Raw genomic sequence first — 20,726 nt, 5'->3', positions numbered from 1 at the left:
GACAACGCCACTAATATTGCAGTTGCTGCTGATTTAGTCGTCACCTTGAGTGAAGCCGTACAAAAAGGCACTGGCAATATTGTCATCAAGAAAGTCTCCGACAACTCGGTTGTAGAAACTATTGATGTCACCTCAGCCAACGTCACCGTCAGTGGTTCTACTGTCACCATTAATCCTACCGCTGACCTCGCACCAAGTACCGAATACTATGTAGAAATTGCTAGCGGGGCGATTAAAGACTCGGCTGGTAACAATTATGCCGGGATTACAGGGCCAACCAGTTGGAACTTCACAACCCTCACCGCTTCGACGCTGCCGATTCCTCCTATCCCGCAATTAACCCAAAACGGTAGTGCTAATACCAGTCATCAGGGACAGAGCTTCACAGCTTCTGAGAATGGAACAATTAGCGAGATTGCGGTTTATACCGGAGGTGCTTTTACTGGCAATTTATTGATTTACAACAGCAGTAATGGCAGCGGTGCTGGCGGGAACAAAGGTACTCCTACCTATCAACAGAGCATATCACTCCCATCGGGCATGGGTTGGAAAACAGTTAAATTAGACACTCCTTATTCGGCTACCAGTGGGCAAACCTACTCCGTTATTTTTGAGGGAACAGGTACATTCTCTTTCTCGAATACCAACCCTTATGGGGGTGGGAACTATATTTTCAACTACGGCAATGCCAATGCCTCTAATGATTTAGCTTTCTTCATTAACCCGCCGGAAATTGATCTCAAAGGCAATGGTACTTCCATCGCCAATCAAGATATTACACCCACGACAATTGATGGCACTGCTTTTGCTGATACCCCAGTTGGTAGCCCGCTAGTTCGCACCTTTAGCATTGAAAATTTGGGTTCTAGTAATTTGACGTTATCGGGTACGCCTGTAGTCACCATTACAGGGGCCAATGCCAGTGATTTTACCGTCAAGACATTACCAGCCAACACTATTAGTGCCAGTCAAGCTACCCCATTTGAAATTACTTTCCAACCTTCGGCTATCGGCACTCGCACCGCACGAATTAATATTTCCAGCAACGATCTCGACGAATCTACTTATACCTTTACCATTCAAGGTAACGGCCTTGATGGTACAGCGCCCACAGCCAGCAGTTTCACCCCAGCCGATAACGCCACCAGTGTTGCAGTTGCTGCTGATTTAGTTGTCACATTGAGTGAAGCCGTACAAAAAGGCATCGGCAATATTGTCATCAAGAAAGTCTCCGACAACTCAGTTGTAGAAACCATTGATGTTACTTCCACAAATGTCACGGTTAGCGGTAGTACAGTCACCGTTAATCCCACGGCAGATTTAGCTGCCGGTACTGATTACTACGTTGAAATTGCTGCCGGTGCGATTAAAAACTTAGGAGGCAACAATTATGCCGGTACTACAGGCGCAACTGCTTGGAATTTCAGCACTGCTGCTGCCGTTGATACCACAGCCCCCACAGCCACTTTCACCCCCGCAGACAACGCCACCAGTGTTGCAGTTGCTGCTGATTTAGTCGTCACATTGAGTGAAGCCGTACAAAAAGGCACTGGCAATATTGTCATAAAGAAAGTATCGGATAACTCAGTGGTGGAAACCATTGATGTCACCTCAACAAATGTCACCGTTAGCGGTAGTACCGTCACCGTTAATCCCACAGCAGATTTAGCGCCTGGTACTGATTACTACGTTGAAATTGCCAGCGGTGCAATTAAAGACTTAGCTGGTAATAATTATGCCGGTACTACAGGCGCAACTGCTTGGAATTTCACCACTGCGGCTGCCGTTGATACCACAGCCCCCACAGCCACTTTCACCCCCGCAGACAATGCCACCAGTGTTGCAGTTGCTGCTGATTTAGTCGTCACCTTGAGTGAAGCCGTACAAAAAGGCATCGGCAATATTGTCATCAAGAAAGTCTCCGACAACTCAGTTGTAGAAACCATTGATGTTACCTCAACAAATGTCACGGTTAGCGGTAGTACAGTCACAGTTAATCCCACGGCAGATTTAGCGCCTGGTACTGATTACTACGTTGAAATTGCCAGCGGTGCAATTAAAGACTTAGCAGGTAACAATTATGCCGGTACTACAGGCGCAACTGCTTGGAATTTCAGCACTGCGGCTGCCGTTGATACCACAGCCCCCACCGCTGCCAGTTTCACCCCCGCAGATAACGCTACTGCTGTCGCCGTCGGTGCGGATTTAGTCGTCACCTTGAGTGAAGCTGTTGCCAAAGGTACAGGCAACATTGTCATCAAGAAAGTCTCCGACAACTCAGTTGTAGAAACCATTGATGTTACCTCAACAAATGTCACCGTTAGCGGTAGTACCGTCACCGTTAATCCCACAGCAGATTTAGCGCCTGGTACTGATTACTACGTTGAAATTGCTGCTGGTGCAATTAAAGACTTAGCGGGCAACAATTATGCCGGTACTACAGGGGCAACTGCTTGGAATTTCACCACTGCTGTCGCCGCTGATACCACAGCCCCCACAGCCACTTTCACCCCCGCAGACAACGCCACCAGTGTTGCAGTTGCTGCTGATTTAGTCGTCACATTGAGTGAAGCCGTACAAAAAGGCACTGGCAATATTGTTATCAAGAAAGTCTCGGATAACTCAGTTGTAGAAACTATCAATGTCACAGCGGCCAATGTCACTGTTACTGGTAGTACAGTCACCGTTAATCCCACAGCAGATTTAGCGCCTGGTACTGATTACTACGTTGAAATTGCCAGCGGTGCGATTAAAGATTTAGCTGGCAACAATTATGCCGGTACTACAGGTGCAACTGCTTGGAATTTCACCACTGCTGTCGCCGCTGATACTAAGGTTTTTTCCCTTGTAGAAACGGGATTAACCAAGCTGGATGAAATTCTTAAAAAAGAACAGGAAAGTATTAAGCTTCCCATCATCGGCCCCTTCCAGAACCTCAATCAAGATTTTATTGGTAGCTTCAAAAATGGCCTGGTTAATGCGCTCAAAACAGGTAGTGATTTAACGGCCGAGCAGTTACAAACAAACCTGCGGAGTTCTCTAGGAACTAACTTCAACATTAGGGTTCAAAAGAATACGACTAACGAGGAAAGCACCTGGGATATTGCAGTAGGCCGGAAATATCAACTCGGTACAGTTAACGTCCTCAAAGATATAGGAATGCCTGCCCTTGGCTTTAACGCCGATGGTAATGGGAATGCCAACCTCGATTATCAGTTAAACTTCAGCCTGGGTAACAGCAAAACTTTTGGCAACTATATCGATACGACCAAAACGAATCTGACGACTAACCTGGGGTTTGGTCTAAATGACTCGTTCAAGACTTCTGCAAAACTAGGATTTTTCCCAGCCACCCTCAACGAAAATACCACCGAAGGCAAGCGCACTAAAATTGGGGGCACATATCAGCTCAAGCTGAATGACTTAGATAATCTGGGAGGTATCAATGATGGCGATCGCCTGACCGAGGCAGAACTCAATAGTTCCTACAACCCGCAAAACTTATCACAGTCTACATTCTCCACCAGTGGGGATCTGAGCCTGAAAGGCCGGACAAATGTGGTCAGCAAAGCATTCCCCAACTTGGTCTTCGAGATGAAGTTCGGGTTTCCAAAAGCTGATTACGTCAACGGTAAATCCGTCAGTTCTGCTAGCATACCCAATGTTGAGGTCAATAATGCAAAACTGGATTTTGGCGAATTTATAACCGGCATTGCCCAACCTGTTTTCACTAAGGTTGACCAGGTTCTTAAACCCTTTCGGCCAGTTATTGATTTCCTGAATGCGGACACGCAGATATTTTCCAAAATCGGGCTGGAGAATTTGTTTAAGGATATAGATGGCAACCGGAAGCGGGTCAGTGTCATCGAAATGGTATCTACCCTTTCCAGTTTGTCAGGCCGACCAATATCCACTGGCTTCATAGAAACAATCGTCAAGTTAGACCGGGTGACTAAGCTGGTTAACGATTCCATCAAAAACAATGAGACTATTTTGATGGATCTCGGCTCTTTTAAACTAGATAATTACAACCCGTTAAAACGGATAGAAGAGTTCGAGAAAACATCTCCGCAGGCTAAAGCTATCGTTGAAATAGGCAAGGAAGAGCTTAAGAAAAAAAATCCGAAAGCTGCTGCACTTCTGACAGCGTTAGAGGTGGTTGATGGACTGGACGTGCCAATTATCACTAAGCCAGAAACAGCCATCCAGCTACTTTTAGGCAAACCAGATGTCCCAATTGTGACCCTGAATTTGGACAATCTGGATTTGGATGTGCCGATAAATATTACAAAGCCTCTGCCTCCTTTCCCACCGGTGAGTGTAGGCTTTGAAGGAAACTTGAAAGCAAAGGCTGACCTAAAATTTGGCTATGACACCTACGGACTGCAACAGTGGAAAGCAACGAACTACGCCTCGGATAAAATCCAATTGTTAAGAGATGGCTTTTATGTCAGCGATCGCAAGAACGCTGACGGAACTGGCCAAGACGTTCCCGAACTGACAATCTCCGCAAATATCGCTGCCAAAGCTGGCCCAGATATTAAGGTAGCCGATTTTTACATCCTGGGCGGAATCAAGGGAAATGTCAACGTCGATTTGCGAGATGTTGGAGAGCGAGAAGGTAGAAGCGATGGGAAATTGCGGGCTTCCGAGATAGATACTGTCCTCAACAGCGCCCAACCTTGGAATATCATCAATTCAGTTTCCGGCACAATCAATGGTTCATTGGATATTCGAGCCACAGCAGGTATTGGGCCGTTAAAGACAACCCTGTACCAGAACAACCTGGCAACTTTCCCACTGGCAAAATTTGGTTGGGAAACTGGAAACTCCACCGCCCCCCAAGGAACATCGAAATCTCCCAGCTTGTTCAATGTGTTTGTTCCCTTTCCAGTTCTGCCAAAATCCTTTACAGTTAAAGGGTTTGCTGAGGCTGCCGTCAAGACAAATTTGAATTTTAATCCAGCTTACAGGGCTTTCAACTTAGGCATTGCCCTAACAGAGAACCCTGTTATCAAAAAATTTATTCCGGCTCCCATCTTGGCACCGATCAACACGTTAGCTAACGCTGGCAGAAAATTTGTGGGTTCGGCGCTTAGTCTACCCTTCAACCTGATTAGCCAGGGTCCTAAAACGACTATTAAGAATACCATTCAGAGTGTTGCCAGTAGTGTGAAGCCAGTCGTCAAGGCAGGCAAAGCTGTCGGTAAATTCTTTGGAAAGCTGTTTAACAGTGAAGTGACTGGGGGTGAGGTTTTCTTTGATGGCAACTTTAATGGAATTCTAGATCCCGACGAACCCTTTACGATTACTAACGCTGACGGTACCTATGATTTAGATATTTTTGTCCCTAATTTCGATACCAACCAAAGCGGTTTCCTAGACCCGGAAGAGGGCCGGGTGGTGGGAATTGGTGGCATCAATACTGCCACGAATTTGCCTCTGGAAACGCCCCTGTTTGCTTCTGAAGGTACGACCATCACTCCGCTTACGACCTTGGTCAGCGAGTTAGAGCGCAAAGGAATGGATGCAGAAGAGGCTCAAGCCAAGGTGCAGGCGGCTTTGGGAATTCCGGCAGATGTTGACTTGGGCAATTACGATGCGATCGAAGCGATGCGGGACAATGAACTGACTGGGTTAATTATCTACAGCCCGCACGTTCAGGTTCAAGTTGCAATTGTCTTGGTGACCAATTTATTTGCCAGTGCTTCCAATCTTTCTAAGGTGGAGATTGCCACAAAAGTCATCGGAGAGCTATCTAAGGTTGTAGAGCCGGGAACTCCTGTAAACTTGAGCGATCCGGCTCTGTTGCAGAAGTTGATTGAGTCAGTTGCCCAAAGCGTGCAAAAGCCAGAAGTTGCCAGTCTAGCAGGCAATGTGGCAAAAATCATTGCTGCTGGCAATCAGCGCATCAGCGATATTGCAGCCAGTAATATCTCGATCGCAGAGGCGGCGCTTCGCCTCGCTCAAGTGGAAAAGGCGATGTTAGCTGAGGTGGCTAAAGACCTCCAGCAAGTGGGGGCTGGTACGAAGAACATTGAGGAGGCGCTTGCTGAAAACACCGATGCTGCTCTTGACAAGATGATTGCAGAGGCGAATGTTGAAAGCCCCCTGACTGTCAAAAACGTACAATATGGCTCGGAGGACTCTATCGAGATCGGCACCGACACTGGCACCACACCCGTCACACCAACACCGATCGCCCCGACCCCATCAGAAACAGCCTCGGAAACACCGACAACATCGGAAACAGCGTCGGAAACACCGACACCATCGGAAACAGCAACTCCCACGCCAACAACTAATAACCTCTCAGACGATGAGTGCATCTGCGACCAAATTACCTATCCCAACTTAAACCGACCCAACTCAGTTGAAAACACCATACTCGGCGCTTCCGGCATTCAAATAGGCACTGCCCAAAACGATGAATTACTAGGTAGCGATGCTGCCAACATATTCGAGGGCAAATCCGGGGATGACAACCTATACGGCGGTGCGGATAATGACATTATTAATGGCAACCAAGGCAATGACTTCATCGCCGGAGGCAAAGATGAAGATACTCTCTACGGAGATGAAGGAAGCGACATCGTTCTTGGCGAGTCTGGCAACGATTTAATCTTCGGAGGCAAAGGCAATGACTTCTTACATGGCCGCGAAGGTATTGACATCATTTATGGCAACAAAGATGATGACTTCATCGATGGTGGTAAGGATAATGACACCTTATATGGAGGCAAAGGTAACGACATCCTGCTTGGCAGTCAAGGTGATGACAATCTGTTTGGACAACAGGGAAATGATACAATCTGCGGCGGTGAAGGTAATGACTTAATCAACGGTGATGAAGGAGCAGATATCCTGGGAGGGTGTGCCGGAAATGATACTCTTTTCGGAGGCGCAGACAACGATACTCTCACTGGTGGCAAAGGCAACGATCTCCTGGATGGAGGCATGGGAAATGATAGTTTGATTGGCGGTAGCGGCAACGATATCTTTGCCTTAAAAGCTGGTGAAGGATTTGATATTATCGCTGATTTTACTCTGGGTCAAGATTTGATTGGATTAAGCGGTGGGTTGAGTTTTGGTCAGTTAGAAATAACTCAAAATACTCAGGGAACTATTATTAAGAATCTCTTGACAGGGGAGCAGTTAGGTGTGATGGTTGGAGTGAGTGCGGATGCGATAACATCGGCTAATTTCATGCTGGTTTAGGAAAGGAAAAAAAGCGCGATCGCCCTTCGGTACAAAAAGACCAAAAAAGGCGATCGCCCTTTACTACATCTTCCGCTGAAATTCCTCAAGCACATCCATCAACTGAACTTGACACTGCATCGGAATCAAATCGGCAAGCGGCACTTCCCGCTTGCCGCCGCCCAACTTGACTGGAATTCCTTGCAAAACTTGTCCAACTTTGTCAGCATCTAACTTCCCATCTTCCAGCATCGAATAAAGTTGTTGGGCAACAACTGTATGCAGGTGGGCATCATTGAGATACAAATGCCATTTGGCAATGTCAATGTAGACATTTTCGCCGATTTCGGCTGCTAAAGATTCGATCGCCTGTGTAGTATTAGCCATATCAAAAAAGCACAAAGTTATTTGTTATCAATCAAAAGACTTAACAAATCGCCGCCAACTGCCTTCAGCCAGAATCTTTGGTGAGGGGCGAATAATCGGCGATGGCAAAATGGTAAATCGCGTGGGCCAAAACTACTAGAGCCCATCCACCCGTTACCGAAATTGCCCAAGGCCAATCAGCCTTTTGCAAATTGTGAACAAACCATAAACCAGAATTGGTAGCAGAAAAAAGACCGACGTGGATAGCAAAATTCATCCGGTCATCTAAACGGCGATACTCTGGATCATTGCGATCGGGTTTGCGGGGCCAACGAGGAGGCATAGTTTTTCACTTGATAGTAGTTCAGTGCCTATTTTAATCATAAGTGCAGCTTTTTGAATGCTGCATCCCTCTTTCGGCTGGAAACTTATACCATTTTTCTAAAGATGTGCTATGGATGAAGTCTTAGCCCCCCCTTAATAAGGGGGGGTTGGGGGGGTAATATCTAGCGCTACTTTATGAAATTGGTATTATGCCTCTACATTTTCATAGTCTCCAGACTTGCCACCACTTTTACTCACCAGTCGAATCGACTCAATGGCGATCGACTTTTCCAATCCTTTCGCCATATCATACAAAGTCAGCGCCGCCACCGAAACCGCCGTCAGCGCCTCCATTTCCACCCCAGTTTCCGCCTTAATTTTCACCGTCGCCCGAATTTGATACCCCGGCAACCCAGCATCCGGCATCACCTGCACATCCACGCTACTCAGCGGCAGAGGGTGACACAGAGGAATCAAATGTGCCGTCTGTTTCGCCGCCATAATTCCAGCCAGCCTTGCAGTGCCCAACACATCACCTTTCGGCGCATTCCCCGCTTCAATCGCCGCAAACGTCTCCGGCAGCATCCGCACCCTGGCAGCAGCCACAGCTTGCCGAACAGTCGGCACCTTCGCCGAAACGTCCACCATTTGGGCTTCCCCGCTGTTGTTGAGGTGAGTTAGCTGTGTGCGATCGGGCAATTTAGAAAAAGTTTGCGAAAGGTCTTGCATTTTTTTGGTAATGGTGTTACTGTTAGATTCTGTGAGAAAAGAACTTAATCAATTTTAGATTAAATCTTAACTCAACAGGGGCTTGTAGCTTAGTTGGATAGAGTGCATGGCTACGAACCATGAGGTCGGGGGTTCGAATCCCTCCAAGCCCATTTAAAAACGTTATAAGCTGTGAGTTCTGAGTTCTGAGTTTTGAGTTTTGAATTAAGAAATTAATTCAACTCACGATTTAAAACTCAGAACTTTTTTAATCTTTGTGGAACAGGCATCTTGCCTGTTTTTCAGAATGCTGCGCGGGAACAAAAACCCGGTTTCTGCCTCAATATCTGTCGCATAGATTCACGATTTTTGGGAGAAACCGGGTTTTTTGGTAAGTCCCATGATTGCCTCTTCCTTCTTGCTTCTGTTATAAGCTGTTCTACATTTAAACTGTGTGTCAAAAATCAATAAAACTCTTGTGGGACGGGCTTCTAGCCTGTCCAGATTTTCCAATTTAAATGCGTAACAGCTTATCATCGATTCAAAGCATAAACATCTTTGCCTCGACCGATCGCAAACTTCATCGAATTAGACAAGCCCTTGCTAGACTGAGTAATAAAAATCAGCAAAGCCAAGCCAGCGAGGCCAGCAGCAAAACCAAACATATTTCTGTAGCCAACTTGTTCAGCCACAAAGCCTAAAGTCGGCCCAGCAATCGCAATGCCTAAATCAAATCCGCCAATACAAAGCGAAAACAAGCGGCCCCTTTCATGAGGTTCGCACCTGTCCGACATCAGCGCTACCATCATCGGCAAAACCGTACCGCCCGCGCAACCTTCAACCAAAGCTGCTATTAAAAAAGCACTGGTGTTGTTAGCAAAATACAACAATAACATAGATAGGGCATAACAGATTAAGCCGCCAGAAATAAACAAGCCGCGGCCGTATTTGTCCGAAGCCCGTCCCGTGACTAACCGCATACCGAAACTGGCGATAGCTGCCGTAGAATAAAATAATCCCGGATTGAAATTAGCCTTAGTTTCTTGGATAAACAAAGGCATAAAAGTGCTCAAAGTTCCGAATACCAAACCAACCACCAATAACACTAAAGCCGGAATCCGCACTCTCGGATTCCAGAGCATTTTCCAGTATTTTTGGCTATTTTTGTCCTCCGATAGCGAGTCCGATTTTGTTAAATCGGCAAAATTAGGTTCCGCAATTTGGCAGGTAAAAAATACACTTATTGCAGCGAAAACTGCCGACATCGCAAACAAAGGAGTATAACCAACCCCAGCTTGCACAAATCCGCCAATAGCCGGGCCAAATGCTAGACCAATAGGACTTACCAAACTCATGTTACCGATTAATTCGCCCCGCTTTCCTGGTGGCGACAAATCTGTTACCAAAGCGCTGTAAGCTGTGGTAAAAGCGGCGATGCTAATACCGTGAAAAGCGCGAAGAAGTAACAGTAAGGGGATAGATTGAGCTAACAGGTAGCCCAAAGGGGCGATCGCAGCGACGGACGCACCTAGAAGCAAAACTTGTTTTCGACCCCTGCTGTCGGCTATTTTACCTAACTGCGGCCTCGATAGCAAAAGTCCGATCGCAAATGCACCCATCACAAAGCCAATTTGCTGTTTTGTGCCGCCCACAAATTGAACGTACAGCGGCAAAGTTGGCAGTAGCGAAGCCAAACTCGACCAGAATAGCAGCCCTGCGGTGAATAAAATCAGTAAGCTGCGTCTGGGTTGGGGATCGATTTCCCTAAAAATATTCAAGATGCGAATTCCCTTTAAATCTTATGAGTGCACTCAAAGTAAGTTCGAGTGTCTCTATCATTGTGTTACAAATTCTTAAGATTTGCCCCAAAAAAGTTGATATTCGACTCACTGTCAACTGTCAACTGTCAACTGTCAACTGTCAACCGTCAACTGTCAACTGTCAAAAAAGAGCATTCTTACCAATCAACCTCAGCCCTTTCCTCCACCACCCGTTCATAAACCCACTGGGTTTCTATCGCCAACTTCGGCCAACTAAACCGGCGTTCCAAATCTTGATAAGCATTGTCAACCAACCACTGCGCGTAACCCGGATTTTTCAAAACCTCCAAAATTCCCCAGGCCAAAGAATCCCGATTGTTTGCCTCAGTAACAACGCCAGTTTTAGTGTGCAGCACCACCTCTGGAAGTCCGCCCGCATCCGAAACCACCACAGGCACTCTTGCAGCAAAGCTTTCTAACGCTACAATCCCAAAAGGTTCGTAAAGACTGGGGAAAACCGCGCAGTCAGCCACCGTCTGAAATTTGTCGAGATGTTCCTCAAACATGAACCCAGTAAAATAACACTTATTCCAAATTCCTAAATGCCAAGCTAAATGTTTTAGATGGTCTGTATTGCCGCCGCCAACAATTACAATTTTCGCTTTCCCCCCCATTTCCCAAATTACTTTAGGTGCTGCATTTAGAAATACAGAAATACCTTTTTCGTAGCTAATTCTTCCTACATAATAAACTATTTTTTCGTCGTCTGCAGCAAACTGACGACGGAAGTTCATCGCGTCAAATTCGTGCCATCGGGGCTTTTTATCTGGTCTAATTCCGTTGTAAATTACCTCTATTTTGTTCCACGGAGTCGCTAGTACCCGTTCGGCTTCCCGCCGCATATAATCACTGCAAACAATTACCCGCCAAGAATTGTAAGCGAGGTCGTTTTCCTTGGCGTTAATGTAGCGCTGCCCTTCATTGTGGATGCCGTTGAAGCGCCCGTATTCGGTGGCGTGGATGGTGGTAATTAGCGGTACTTTAAAGGTATGCTTGAGGGCGATCGCCGCATCTCCCACTAGCCAATCGTGAGCGTGGATGATATCAAAGGGGCCTTCCTCAAGCATCAGTTTCCCGCCTTGGTAGCCCATGCTTTGGTTAAGGTTCGCCACCCAGTGAAAAAAGTCCCTAGCGTGCCCCACCACCACCCGATGCACACGTATTCCTTCCACCACTTCGTACATCGGCGCGTGGCCGAACTCTACTGTAATTAAGTGAATTTCGTGTCCCAGCTTCACCAATTCTGGATATAGTTCTGATACGTGGCGGGCGATACCGCCTACGATTCTGGGAGGAAACTCCCATGCCAATACCAAAATTTTCATCTTTCTTCCTCCAAATTTTTTATATAACTTAATGTTTAGGATTAACAGATTTATTGTATAATTATCACCCTTAAATTTAAGTTGAGCGCAAGTTGATGCCGAATGCCTGACTTTTGGCAGCAACAAAGACAGAAAATCATGGCTAAACCTGGTTTTTGCAGGAAATTGCTCGATCGCCATTACCTGAAAAAAACAGGTTTCCTCAAGATTTGAGCCACTGAGGGCAGCAATGGCGATCGCGCCTACCCGCTTACTGTTTCTTCAAAATCGGCTCCAATTCGCGCCGAAAACGAGTCCAAGCAGCAACTGATGCAGAATTAGAAACAGCACCCTGACGCATCAAAATCGCGCCGTCTTCAAAGCCAACAATGCCGTACTCTCCAGATTTGGACATTCGATCGATCGCCGGTACGATCTCCCGCAACTGTCCCCGTTCCGCGCGAAACGCAGCCTGATACTGCTGCAACTGCCACAAATCGGCAATTACATATTGCATCTTCACTGCCTTCCCCGCATCATTGCGGAGTTCCAACATCGGAAACCTGAGAATTTCCCGCCTGCTTGACAAAATCGGCACAATAGTATTCGTCGCTGCCACGCTAGCATCAGCAGGAATTTGAGCCAATAGCGGTCGCACTTGCAAAACGTGCTGCCATTGTCTGACGAGAGGAACCTGCACCCAAGGATCGATCGCATCGGGCAAAATCAAAGAAAAAGTCCGATTTGGGTTAGAAGTGAAGGTAAAAAATAGCGACAAACAGATGCAAAACGCCCAAAAGCGGCGAAACTTTGAAGAAGAAGGGAGAGGAAATAAAGCAGAAGGAAAACGCAAAAACATTCTTTCCTCTCTCACCATTCTATCTTCTTCCTTTTGACGCTGGGCCCACCACAGAATCGCCCCATAAAAAAGCCCTGGAACCACAGTCATCGCATAGCGAATATTAATCGCCAGCACCGACTCTCCTTTTGCTAAAAATAGCTTCAGCAGCGGAAATCCAGCTATCATCCAAGACGCAGGTGCGAAAGCTGGCACTAAAGCTAATGGCAACCACTGGCCAAGCAGGTATCTAATCTTACCAAAAAACGGCGTAAATAACTGAGCTACCAACCGTCCGGGATTACTCACCATTCCCCAAATAATTTCTAGAGTAGAAGCTTCATCTCCCTCGGCATATTGACCGAAGCGCTCCATCATAAACCGCTGGGATATATCAGCAGAAAACAAAGGCATAATCAGATTGGTCAGGACGATCATATAACCAAAACTGAGTATGCAGACAGCCAAACCAGTCCGAGGGTAGCGCCGGCTCAAAATCAGGTAAACTCCGACGCCAAATAAAACAACTCCCCCATCTTCTCGCACGGCCAAAATTAAAGTTGCCAGAATCCCAAACAAGGGCCACCAGCGCTTCTCCATCGCCAGCAGCAAGCCAAAGACATACAGCGGAATTTGACAAACATCGTGAAAATTGCCCATAGTCGGGCCGATGACCGCGTTAGCGCAGTAATAGCTCACAACAATTGTCGCCGACAGCCGGGGTTCCAGATAGTGTCTGGCGAGAGCATAGAGCACTCCTCCAGCCGCCGTAATTAAAGTCACCTGCAACACCGTCAAAGTGACGGGCGAGGGAAACAGCGAGTAAATTGGCAGCCACAGCATTAGCGCCGGGGTGAAATGCTGCCCCAACCGGTAGTAAGATACTTCCGGGAGCTGGTTTTGGTGAACCACATTAGTGGACAAAGCCGAAGAGAGGGAACTCTCAAACAAGTGACCCCGAGTGCCGTTCCAAAAAAGTTGATTGAAAATGCCTTGGTCGTAAGTAGCGTAAAAGCTGTAGTAGCGGTGCAGCGTCAGCAACAGGCACAGCACAAAAAAGGCGGCCGCCACTTGAACCACCACCCGCAGCGACTCATTTTTCTTCCATCTCAAAAATATCATCGGCCCGCCTGTAATGAAATTATCGGACAATAGCATAAATCTAAAGTAAGTATTAAATTAAAGTAGAAGTGAAATAACTCGGCTCGGCAATGCTCAATTATTTTCACCCGATCGAAAAGCTCAACAGCGTCCATCCAACACTCGGCACCAGCGGCACTGACTGTTCTCCCGAACAGCCGGTAAATCCCGCACCGCTTTTACAGCTTTTGCTGTTCGTAGACAAGCGTCCCTCTTCCAGGGAACAGACCAGACACATCCGCAAGTCCCTAAAGGATTTGAAGGCAGAGTGCGACTTTGAGCTTCAAATCATCGACGTAGGAGAACAGCCCGATTTAGCCGAACACTTTAAACTTGTAGCCACTCCCTCGCTGCTCAAAATTCATCCCGATCCGCGACAAACTCTCGCCGGCAGCAATTTAATCGCCCAACTCGAACACTGGTGGCCCCGCTGGAAGCGTTCTGTAGACGAATACACACCTGGGCAGCAGTCGGCCGCAGCTATTGCGGAAACCCTGACTGACGCAAAACCCATCTATTCCGTTGCTTGCGCGGCCGAACTTGTGCAGCTTTCTGATGAAGTTTTTCGCCTCAAACAGGAAAAAGAACACTTGCAAGAGCAGTTGCAGTTGAAAGACCGGATTATTGCGATGCTAGCTCACGACTTGCGTAATCCGTTGACTGCCGCATCTTTGGCTTTGGAGACTTTGGAGTCAAGTCAGAAGGTGAAAGAGGGGGAAAAGTCGCGTTTGACTCCCAGTCTGGCGGCTCATTTGATGAAACAAGCCCGGCGCCAAATCCGAATTGTCGATCGTATGATTACAGATATCCTGCAAGCAGCCCGGGGTACAAACGCTCAACTCCACATTGAACCAAAAAGAATCGAACTGGGAGCGATTTGTCAAGATGTAATCTTGCAGTTTCAAGACAAATTTCAGGCGAAAAGTCTGAACATAGAAACAGACATTCCCGCAGATTTACCCTTGGTTTATGCCGATCCCGATCGCATCAAACAAGTCATGGTCAACCTGCTTGACAACGCCAGCAAGTACACCCCAGACCAAGGAACGGTTAATCTGTCCATTCTCCACCGCACCGCTTACAAAGTTCAAGTCAGCATTTGCAACAGCGGGCCGGGAATTCCTGAAGAAGATTGCGCGAGCATTTTTGAAGACAGCTTTCGGTTGCAGCGAGATAAATCAAAAGACGGTTACGGCATTGGGCTGTCTCTGTGTCAAGGCATCATCCGCGCGCACTACGGTCAAATTTGGGTAGACTCCGTACCCGATAGAGGCAGTTGTTTTCACTTTACTCTGCCCGTCCAAAAATAAAAGTTAGCTGTCATTTGTCAGTTGTTCAGTAGCAACCGAATTTTATATTACAGCTCAAATTTTCCGCAGTGCAGCAATAATCTGTGCGTTTGCCTTGGGAAAAGTAAATTGGTCAATTTCGTCGAGTGTCACCCAGCGAATTTCATCGCATTCGATCATTTGCGGTTCACCGCTGACGTGGCGGCAGTGGTGCACGTATAATCTAACTGTAAATTTAGTGTAGTCGTGGTCAATTGTAATCAAGCGATCGCCAACTTCTACGACAATCCCCAACTCCTCCATAATTTCCCGTTTTATGCAAGCTTCGATTGTTTCCCCAGGCTCTATTTTTCCGCCCGGAAACTCCCAGAAACCCCCGTGCAGTCCATGTTGTCGGCGCTTGTCAATCAAAATTTGTTGGCGATCGTTCCAGATTGCAGCAACGCCGATAACTTTGTGGGCAACAGGAGGAAGAGACATATTAATTAGGAATGGGGAATGGGGAATGGGGAATTGGGAATGTAAGAATAATATCAATAATTATTCAATTATTTAATCTAAAATCAACCCTCTAAAATCTAAAATCTAAAATCTAAAATCTAAAATATTAAGCCCCCATCTTGCGAGGGGGGGCTTGACACTTGGATCACTTAAATGTTAAGAATCTACTAATCGTCCGAGCCATGTCTCTCACTGGCTTGTATGGACTTTTCAAAAGTCATTCGCTGTTCGGCATTTTTGAGAAAATAACCGCTAATCATAGCCGAGGCGAGCAATCTACCCAAATGTTCGCGACTGGTAGTCACTGTCACCCCGAAGTGTTCCGAAGGCAAATTCCCCAATAGTCCAACAATATTTCGTTCCATTACTTGAAACACTTCGTGAGAAGTCGGCTTAGACAACTGAGAAACTGTGTCGGGAGCCATTGACTGCACGTATTGCCATAATAAGTTGGCATTTTCTCCGTCTTCTTCAAAGAATTCTGGGGATTTATTAGATGAGTTGCTCACGAGTACCTCCGTTTCAGACACAGCTTGTTATGTTAGACGCGGGCGGTTAAATTAAATAACCCTTATCTGATCGCTGCTGATATTTATTACTAAGTAATTACTAATGTAGCAGGACAATCATAGCAACCAAGTGGGCACAACCGAATTAAAAGCGGCGGTTTTTACGATTTTAGATTGGGGATTGCAAGGGGGAGACCCCGATCGCCAATCCCCAATCTACCTAGCTGGCTAGATAATCGTTGATATCTTGCTTGCGCTTGCGGAGTTTGGTCAAAGCTTCCCGTTCTATTTGCCGCACTCGTTCCCGACTGATGTTGAGACGATCGCCTATTTTTGCCAAAGTTAGGGTTTGCCCGTCTTCTAAACCGAACCGCAAGGCGAGCACTTCTCGCTGTTGCTGAGTCAGTTCCGCCATTAGCTGGTCTAAGTCAGTCCGCAGGGAAGATTGCAGGGCAAAATCTTCCGGGGTAGTACCCGTATCTTCCAACAAATCGCCCAACTCTGTATCTTGATTGTCTCCCACGCGCAAGTCCAGGGAAAGTGGCAGGCGCGCGCGATCGAGATATTCGCGAATCTGTTTGGGAGTCAACTCTAACTCGGATGCCAATTCAGCAGCCGTGGCCGCGCGACCAAGCTGTTGAGCAAGTTGGCGCTGAGCTTTTTTAATTTTGTTGAGCTTTTCGGTAATGTGGATCGGTAAGCGGATGGTGCGGCCTTTTTCGGCGATCGCCCGAGTAATTGCCTGACGAATCCACCAATAAGCATAAGTAGAAAATCTGTAGCCCTTAGTCGGGTCAAATTTTTCTACTCCCCGCTGCATCCCGATCGTGCCTTCCTGAATTAGATCCAGTAAATCTACGTTGCGCTTGATATATTTCTTGGCAACAGACACTACCAGGCGGAGATTCGCTTCCACCATTTGGCGCTTTGCCCTTTCCCCGTGTTCGATCGTCCGCTGCAACTGTGCCTCAGACAGCCCAACTGCCTGTGCCCATTCAGCCGCCGTCGGGTCGCGGCCTAACTCTTCGGCTAAAATATTTTTCTCCTGATGCAGTGCGGTTGAGCGCTGTACCTGTTTCCCGTAGAGTATTTCTTGCTCATGGGTCAACAAGGGAACGCGGCCGATTTCCCGCAAGTAAGCGCGAACAGAATCTGTATCTGAGGACTTAAGAGTTTTCATGAGCTTTTCCCGCTGAGGATCTGTGCCTCTAAAGGTTTGCGGTAGTCGCAAACCCCTAGCTTTAGCTGGGAAGGAAAGCGGGCGGGGACTTGCGCTTTCCTTCCATTTAAAGAGGCTTAATTTTATGGTAGCTAGCTACTACTCCCAGTCAGAACCGTCTCAGGTTAGGTTTTGGTTGGGGCGTGCACAATACTACGTTATGTTAAGAATCTTAACATTTGTGAGAGCACTTGGCTACACTTCTTCATAAAAAATACTCGGTAAGTGGGAAACTCAGTGGCTTCAGCCCTGAGAGGAAAACGACACGGCGATTTCAATCGCCTTGAATCCCCTTGCGGGGTTAGAGGGGTATGGTTGCCCCTCTATGGAGATATGGTTGTCTCCGAGTCCCTTTCGGGTAATGTTAGCTTGTCGGTCAAGGTTATAAGAGCTTTTTAGACCTGCAACACTGTCGAGCGTGACTTTAAGACTGTTTAATTGCAGATGACAGAGCGGAAAACTAGCTTCGCATTCGCCGGTGTCGTGACTCAAATAACGTAGTCAGTTAAGACTTAGGCTGGTCAGAATAGCTTGTAATTTCTTACAAGCTCAGTGGCTTTAGCCCTGAGTTCCTGACATTTATTTCATGCCAGCCTGGACTGTTGATACGAGAGTATCCGCTTTCCTGGCTTTACAGTTTGCATCAATATAAACAAAAGCCGCCACATCTCAGAGGGGGAGATTGGTAGAGGGGCAGGGCTGTTTCATTATCTTGTAGGAGCAGCCCCCCGTGGCTGCCCTGAATATGAAGTTACAGATATTGATGAACCCGCCCCAACAGATAATGACTAATGACTAATGGCTAATAACTAATGACCGAAAGCATCCAGGATACCCGCCACGTGATTCATCCGTCCAGAAATAAAAAACCTGTATCCGATAAACTGGCCCCCGAATTTATCCGTGGGCTCAATGCTTCAATCTAAAATCTAAAATCTAAAATCTCAAATCGATTGACTTCTTTGCCGTTGAGCTTCGTACAAGATGAGGGCTGCGGCGATCGACACATTTAAAGATTCTACGCCACGACTCAGGGGAATTTGGATTTGTCGATCGGCCAAACTCCTCAATTCTTCCGACAAACCAGAGCCTTCGTTGCCCAAAACTATCAGTGTCGGCACTCGCAAATCTACTTCCCAATAACTTAAACTGGCCCCGGCGACAGTTGCTAAAATTTGCATTCCTCGATTTTTATACCCGGAGACTTCGGCGGTTAAATCTGGCCTGACTGCCATTGGCAGCTTAAACCAAGCTCCTGCCGAGGCGCGCAGCACTTTGGGATGGTCTAAATCGGCGCTGTCTGCGCTCAGCAGCAAACCGTCGGCATTAGCAGCCGCAGCCGTGCGGACGATCGCCCCCAAGTTGCCGGGATCTTGGATTGTTTCTAGGGCTATTCCTAAAGTTGACAATTTTGCGGGATCTGTTGCGGTGCGGGGTGCGGTGGCGACAATGCCGTCGGGTTGGACTGTCGTGGCGATCGACTCTAACACTTTTGCACTTACTAATTCTGTGCGATCGGCTAAATTACCAACTTGCTCCCAAAGTTCCCCGTGCTGATCCAGCCATTCGGGAGTGCAGCAAACCGTTGCTAGCGGGTATTTTGCCGCGCAAGCTTCCTCCAGCAAGTGCGTCCCTTCGAGTAAAAATAATTGTTGTTCCCTGCGTCCCTTCGAGCTGTGCAGCTTGCGGATTTCTTTAACTAGGGGGTTTTGAATACTTGTCAGCATTGTTTAATTCAGCAGAGCGAATGGGGTTATTGCCTGTATCGGGTTAACCCCAAACTTCCTTCTGCCTTGGGAATGCGGAACCCGGGACTTGAACCCGGAAGGCTTGCACCACATGAACCTGAATCATGCGCGTCTACCAATTCCGCCAGTTCCGCATCGGTCACGAATTACTACTCTGCCATACCTCCGCGAATCTGTCAAGTGTTTTGGGGAATTTATTTTTTTCTGGGCTGCGAGTAATAGGGAGAACTTTGAGATTCCCCCTATCCACCCTGCTTAATTAAGGGGGGCTAGGGGAAACTTCAAATTAATATTACACCTTTTTTGCCGCCTTTTTCTTCCACCACAAACCCATTCCAGCAGCCAGCAACGTACCAACAGCAGTCATCGGTTCCGGTACAGGTTCATACTCATAAATTGCACTAACTGTAGTGTTAACCGCAACCTTACCGTCGAAATTTCCCCTAACAGGATTCCCTATAACTTGAGTAAAACCATTAGTCATCAAACCTGCGATAAAAGTATCACCATCACATCCACTTAACGCACTCAGAGACTGCTGGGAATCATAACTCTTTGACACAACACCGGCAGCCGAACCGCTAACACTTCCCGTAGCGCCATTAGCAATCCTCGTTTCCGGCGGACTGGCTAACACACTTAAAGTCAAATTAGGGTCAACTTTTAACAGCGGAATATTCACAGCAATACTTGCATTACTCGCCGCCGTCCCCAGAAAATCTCCAGTCAAAGGAGTAATGCTAACAGTGTTATTAACAGTAGATTTAACCGTAACATAAGCCCTTAATAGCGTTCCTAACAGCGAATTAAACTTGGGCAAAACCACATTCGTGCTGCTATTTAACGGCTGCGAACCCAGATCCACAGTATAAGCTTGAGTTAGAGTAGCAGCTTGTGCAGAAAAACATTGACTGACAACAGCAAAACTCAAACTTCCGCCAACAAGACCCAACTTTTGATAAACATTCATTTCAGTAAACCCCTAAAATAATCAACTTGAATTTCGTGGTAGGGGCGGGACGCCCGTGATTGCTCTACGGTGAAAAAATCGGAATATTTAACAAAACCCAATTTCCTATCAAAGACATTAAGTAAGTAAAAGCCCAAACAGTATAAACTATACTCAAAGGCGCATAAGCCGCTAAAATCCATTGCGTTTCCGCTGCTTCCTCAATCTCCTCCCTCCGCAACAAGTCCACATAAAAATCAAACGACCTTTGTCGCAGATTGTTAATGCCAGTTCCAGCTACTAACAAATAATAACCGTCAAATTTATTCAACGGATTCAAGTTAATTGCCACTGTCAGCATTGCTGCTACCATCAACAGGTAACTAATTTGATGCCAAATTGGATTGGACTGAGATAACAGCCATATCCAAACAGCAAATGCCCAAATTGTTACTTGAATCAATACTCCCGCCGCTACTACTAAAAGCCGCTGTTTCCGCCTGACTAAACTGTATTGGTCGGTTGTATCTGTGTAACATCCGGGGATGAGACACATAAACAACAATCCAATTTCTTTAACTATGCCGCCGTAGTGTTTGAGCGTGAAAGCGTGACCTAATTCGTGCAAAGCTATTACTAGCATTGTTAGCAATACAAATGTGAAAATAGTGTCATTTTTGCCGACTATCCACAACTGCTGATGTGAGGCTGTGACTTCGGCAGAAGAAGCAAACCACGTATCGGCTCAATAAGTAGGGGTAGCAGTTAATCTAGTTGCAATAGACTTGCCCAAGGGATAAAGAGAAGATTTTTC

14 protein-coding genes and 2 tRNA genes are annotated in these 20,726 nt (G+C 46.8%); 3 read left to right on the top strand and 13 right to left on the bottom strand.

Features of this window, described 5'->3' with window-relative positions; all coding sequences use genetic code 11:
- Window positions 1-7,218 (top strand): Ig-like domain-containing protein (locus tag QUB26_RS27770; protein WP_333320592.1); only part of this gene is annotated, 7,218 nt, incomplete at its 5' end.
- Window positions 7,219-7,281: 63 nt separating this feature from the next.
- Here QUB26_RS27770 and QUB26_RS27765 read toward each other — a convergent pair.
- The 3 genes from QUB26_RS27765 to moaC form a co-directional block, all read right to left on the bottom strand.
- Complete coding sequence (locus QUB26_RS27765) at window positions 7,282-7,584, bottom strand: DUF3181 family protein (protein WP_333240221.1); 303 nt, start codon at window positions 7,582-7,584, stop codon at window positions 7,282-7,284.
- Between the two features lie 64 nt (window positions 7,585-7,648).
- Window positions 7,649-7,906 carry a 2TM domain-containing protein gene (locus tag QUB26_RS27760; RefSeq protein ID WP_006633890.1) on the bottom strand — a complete coding sequence of 86 codons (258 nt, stop codon included), beginning with the start codon at window positions 7,904-7,906 and terminating at the stop codon, window positions 7,649-7,651.
- 188 nt (window positions 7,907-8,094) lie between these two features.
- Window positions 8,095-8,616, bottom strand: a complete 522-nt coding sequence (moaC, locus tag QUB26_RS27755; protein WP_333320590.1) for a cyclic pyranopterin monophosphate synthase MoaC — start codon at window positions 8,614-8,616, stop codon at window positions 8,095-8,097.
- Between the two features lie 78 nt (window positions 8,617-8,694).
- Between moaC and QUB26_RS27750 the strand changes: the two genes are divergently transcribed.
- A tRNA-Arg gene (locus QUB26_RS27750) sits at window positions 8,695-8,768 on the top strand.
- A gap of 360 nt (window positions 8,769-9,128) precedes the next feature.
- Here the strand turns inward: QUB26_RS27750 and QUB26_RS27745 are convergent.
- From QUB26_RS27745 to QUB26_RS27735, 3 genes are all read right to left on the bottom strand, one after another.
- Window positions 9,129-10,373, bottom strand: coding sequence for an MFS transporter (locus QUB26_RS27745; RefSeq protein ID WP_333057363.1), 1,245 nt, complete (start codon window positions 10,371-10,373; stop codon window positions 9,129-9,131).
- A 179-nt stretch (window positions 10,374-10,552) separates the two neighbouring features.
- Window positions 10,553-11,740, bottom strand: coding sequence for a glycosyltransferase family 4 protein (locus tag QUB26_RS27740; protein ID WP_333240226.1), 1,188 nt, complete (start codon window positions 11,738-11,740; stop codon window positions 10,553-10,555).
- A gap of 250 nt (window positions 11,741-11,990) precedes the next feature.
- Window positions 11,991-13,715, bottom strand: a complete 1,725-nt coding sequence (locus tag QUB26_RS27735; RefSeq protein WP_333240228.1) for a DUF2079 domain-containing protein — start codon at window positions 13,713-13,715, stop codon at window positions 11,991-11,993.
- Between the two features lie 53 nt (window positions 13,716-13,768).
- Between QUB26_RS27735 and QUB26_RS27730 the strand changes: the two genes are divergently transcribed.
- Entirely contained in the window at window positions 13,769-15,007 is a 1,239-nt protein-coding gene (locus tag QUB26_RS27730; protein WP_333320588.1) for a histidine kinase, read from the top strand.
- Window positions 15,008-15,061: 54 nt separating this feature from the next.
- Here the strand turns inward: QUB26_RS27730 and mutT are convergent, their stop codons facing one another.
- The 7 genes from mutT to QUB26_RS27695 all read right to left on the bottom strand — a co-directional run bounded on the left by mutT (window position 15,062) and on the right by QUB26_RS27695 (window position 20,564).
- Entirely contained in the window at window positions 15,062-15,466 is a 405-nt protein-coding gene (gene mutT / locus QUB26_RS27725; protein WP_333240232.1) for an 8-oxo-dGTP diphosphatase MutT, read from the bottom strand.
- A 188-nt stretch (window positions 15,467-15,654) separates the two neighbouring features.
- Window positions 15,655-15,996: a DUF760 domain-containing protein gene (locus QUB26_RS27720; protein WP_172187001.1), complete on the bottom strand. Its 342-nt coding sequence runs from the start codon at window positions 15,994-15,996 to the stop codon at window positions 15,655-15,657.
- A gap of 220 nt (window positions 15,997-16,216) precedes the next feature.
- Window positions 16,217-17,176 carry an RNA polymerase sigma factor, RpoD/SigA family gene (locus QUB26_RS27715; protein ID WP_333057356.1) on the bottom strand — a complete coding sequence of 320 codons (960 nt, stop codon included), beginning with the start codon at window positions 17,174-17,176 and terminating at the stop codon, window positions 16,217-16,219.
- Window positions 17,177-18,159: 983 nt separating this feature from the next.
- Entirely contained in the window at window positions 18,160-18,942 is a 783-nt protein-coding gene (locus QUB26_RS27710; RefSeq protein WP_333320586.1) for an RNA methyltransferase, read from the bottom strand.
- 73 nt (window positions 18,943-19,015) lie between these two features.
- Window positions 19,016-19,097: transfer RNA gene (locus QUB26_RS27705), tRNA-Leu, on the bottom strand.
- Between the two features lie 158 nt (window positions 19,098-19,255).
- Window positions 19,256-19,933: a PEP-CTERM sorting domain-containing protein gene (locus tag QUB26_RS27700; RefSeq protein ID WP_333240236.1), complete on the bottom strand. Its 678-nt coding sequence runs from the start codon at window positions 19,931-19,933 to the stop codon at window positions 19,256-19,258.
- A gap of 64 nt (window positions 19,934-19,997) precedes the next feature.
- On the bottom strand, window positions 19,998-20,564 hold the full coding sequence (locus QUB26_RS27695; RefSeq protein ID WP_333320584.1) for a site-2 protease family protein: 567 nt from the start codon (window positions 20,562-20,564) through the stop codon (window positions 19,998-20,000).
- Window positions 20,565-20,726 lie beyond the last annotated feature (162 nt).

The organism is Microcoleus sp. B4-C1, assembly GCF_036705285.1.
Taxonomy (GTDB): Bacteria; Cyanobacteriota; Cyanobacteriia; order Cyanobacteriales; family Microcoleaceae; genus Microcoleus.
The sequence above is the reverse complement of the archived record's forward strand: the minus strand, read 5'-3'. Positions and strand labels throughout refer to the sequence as shown.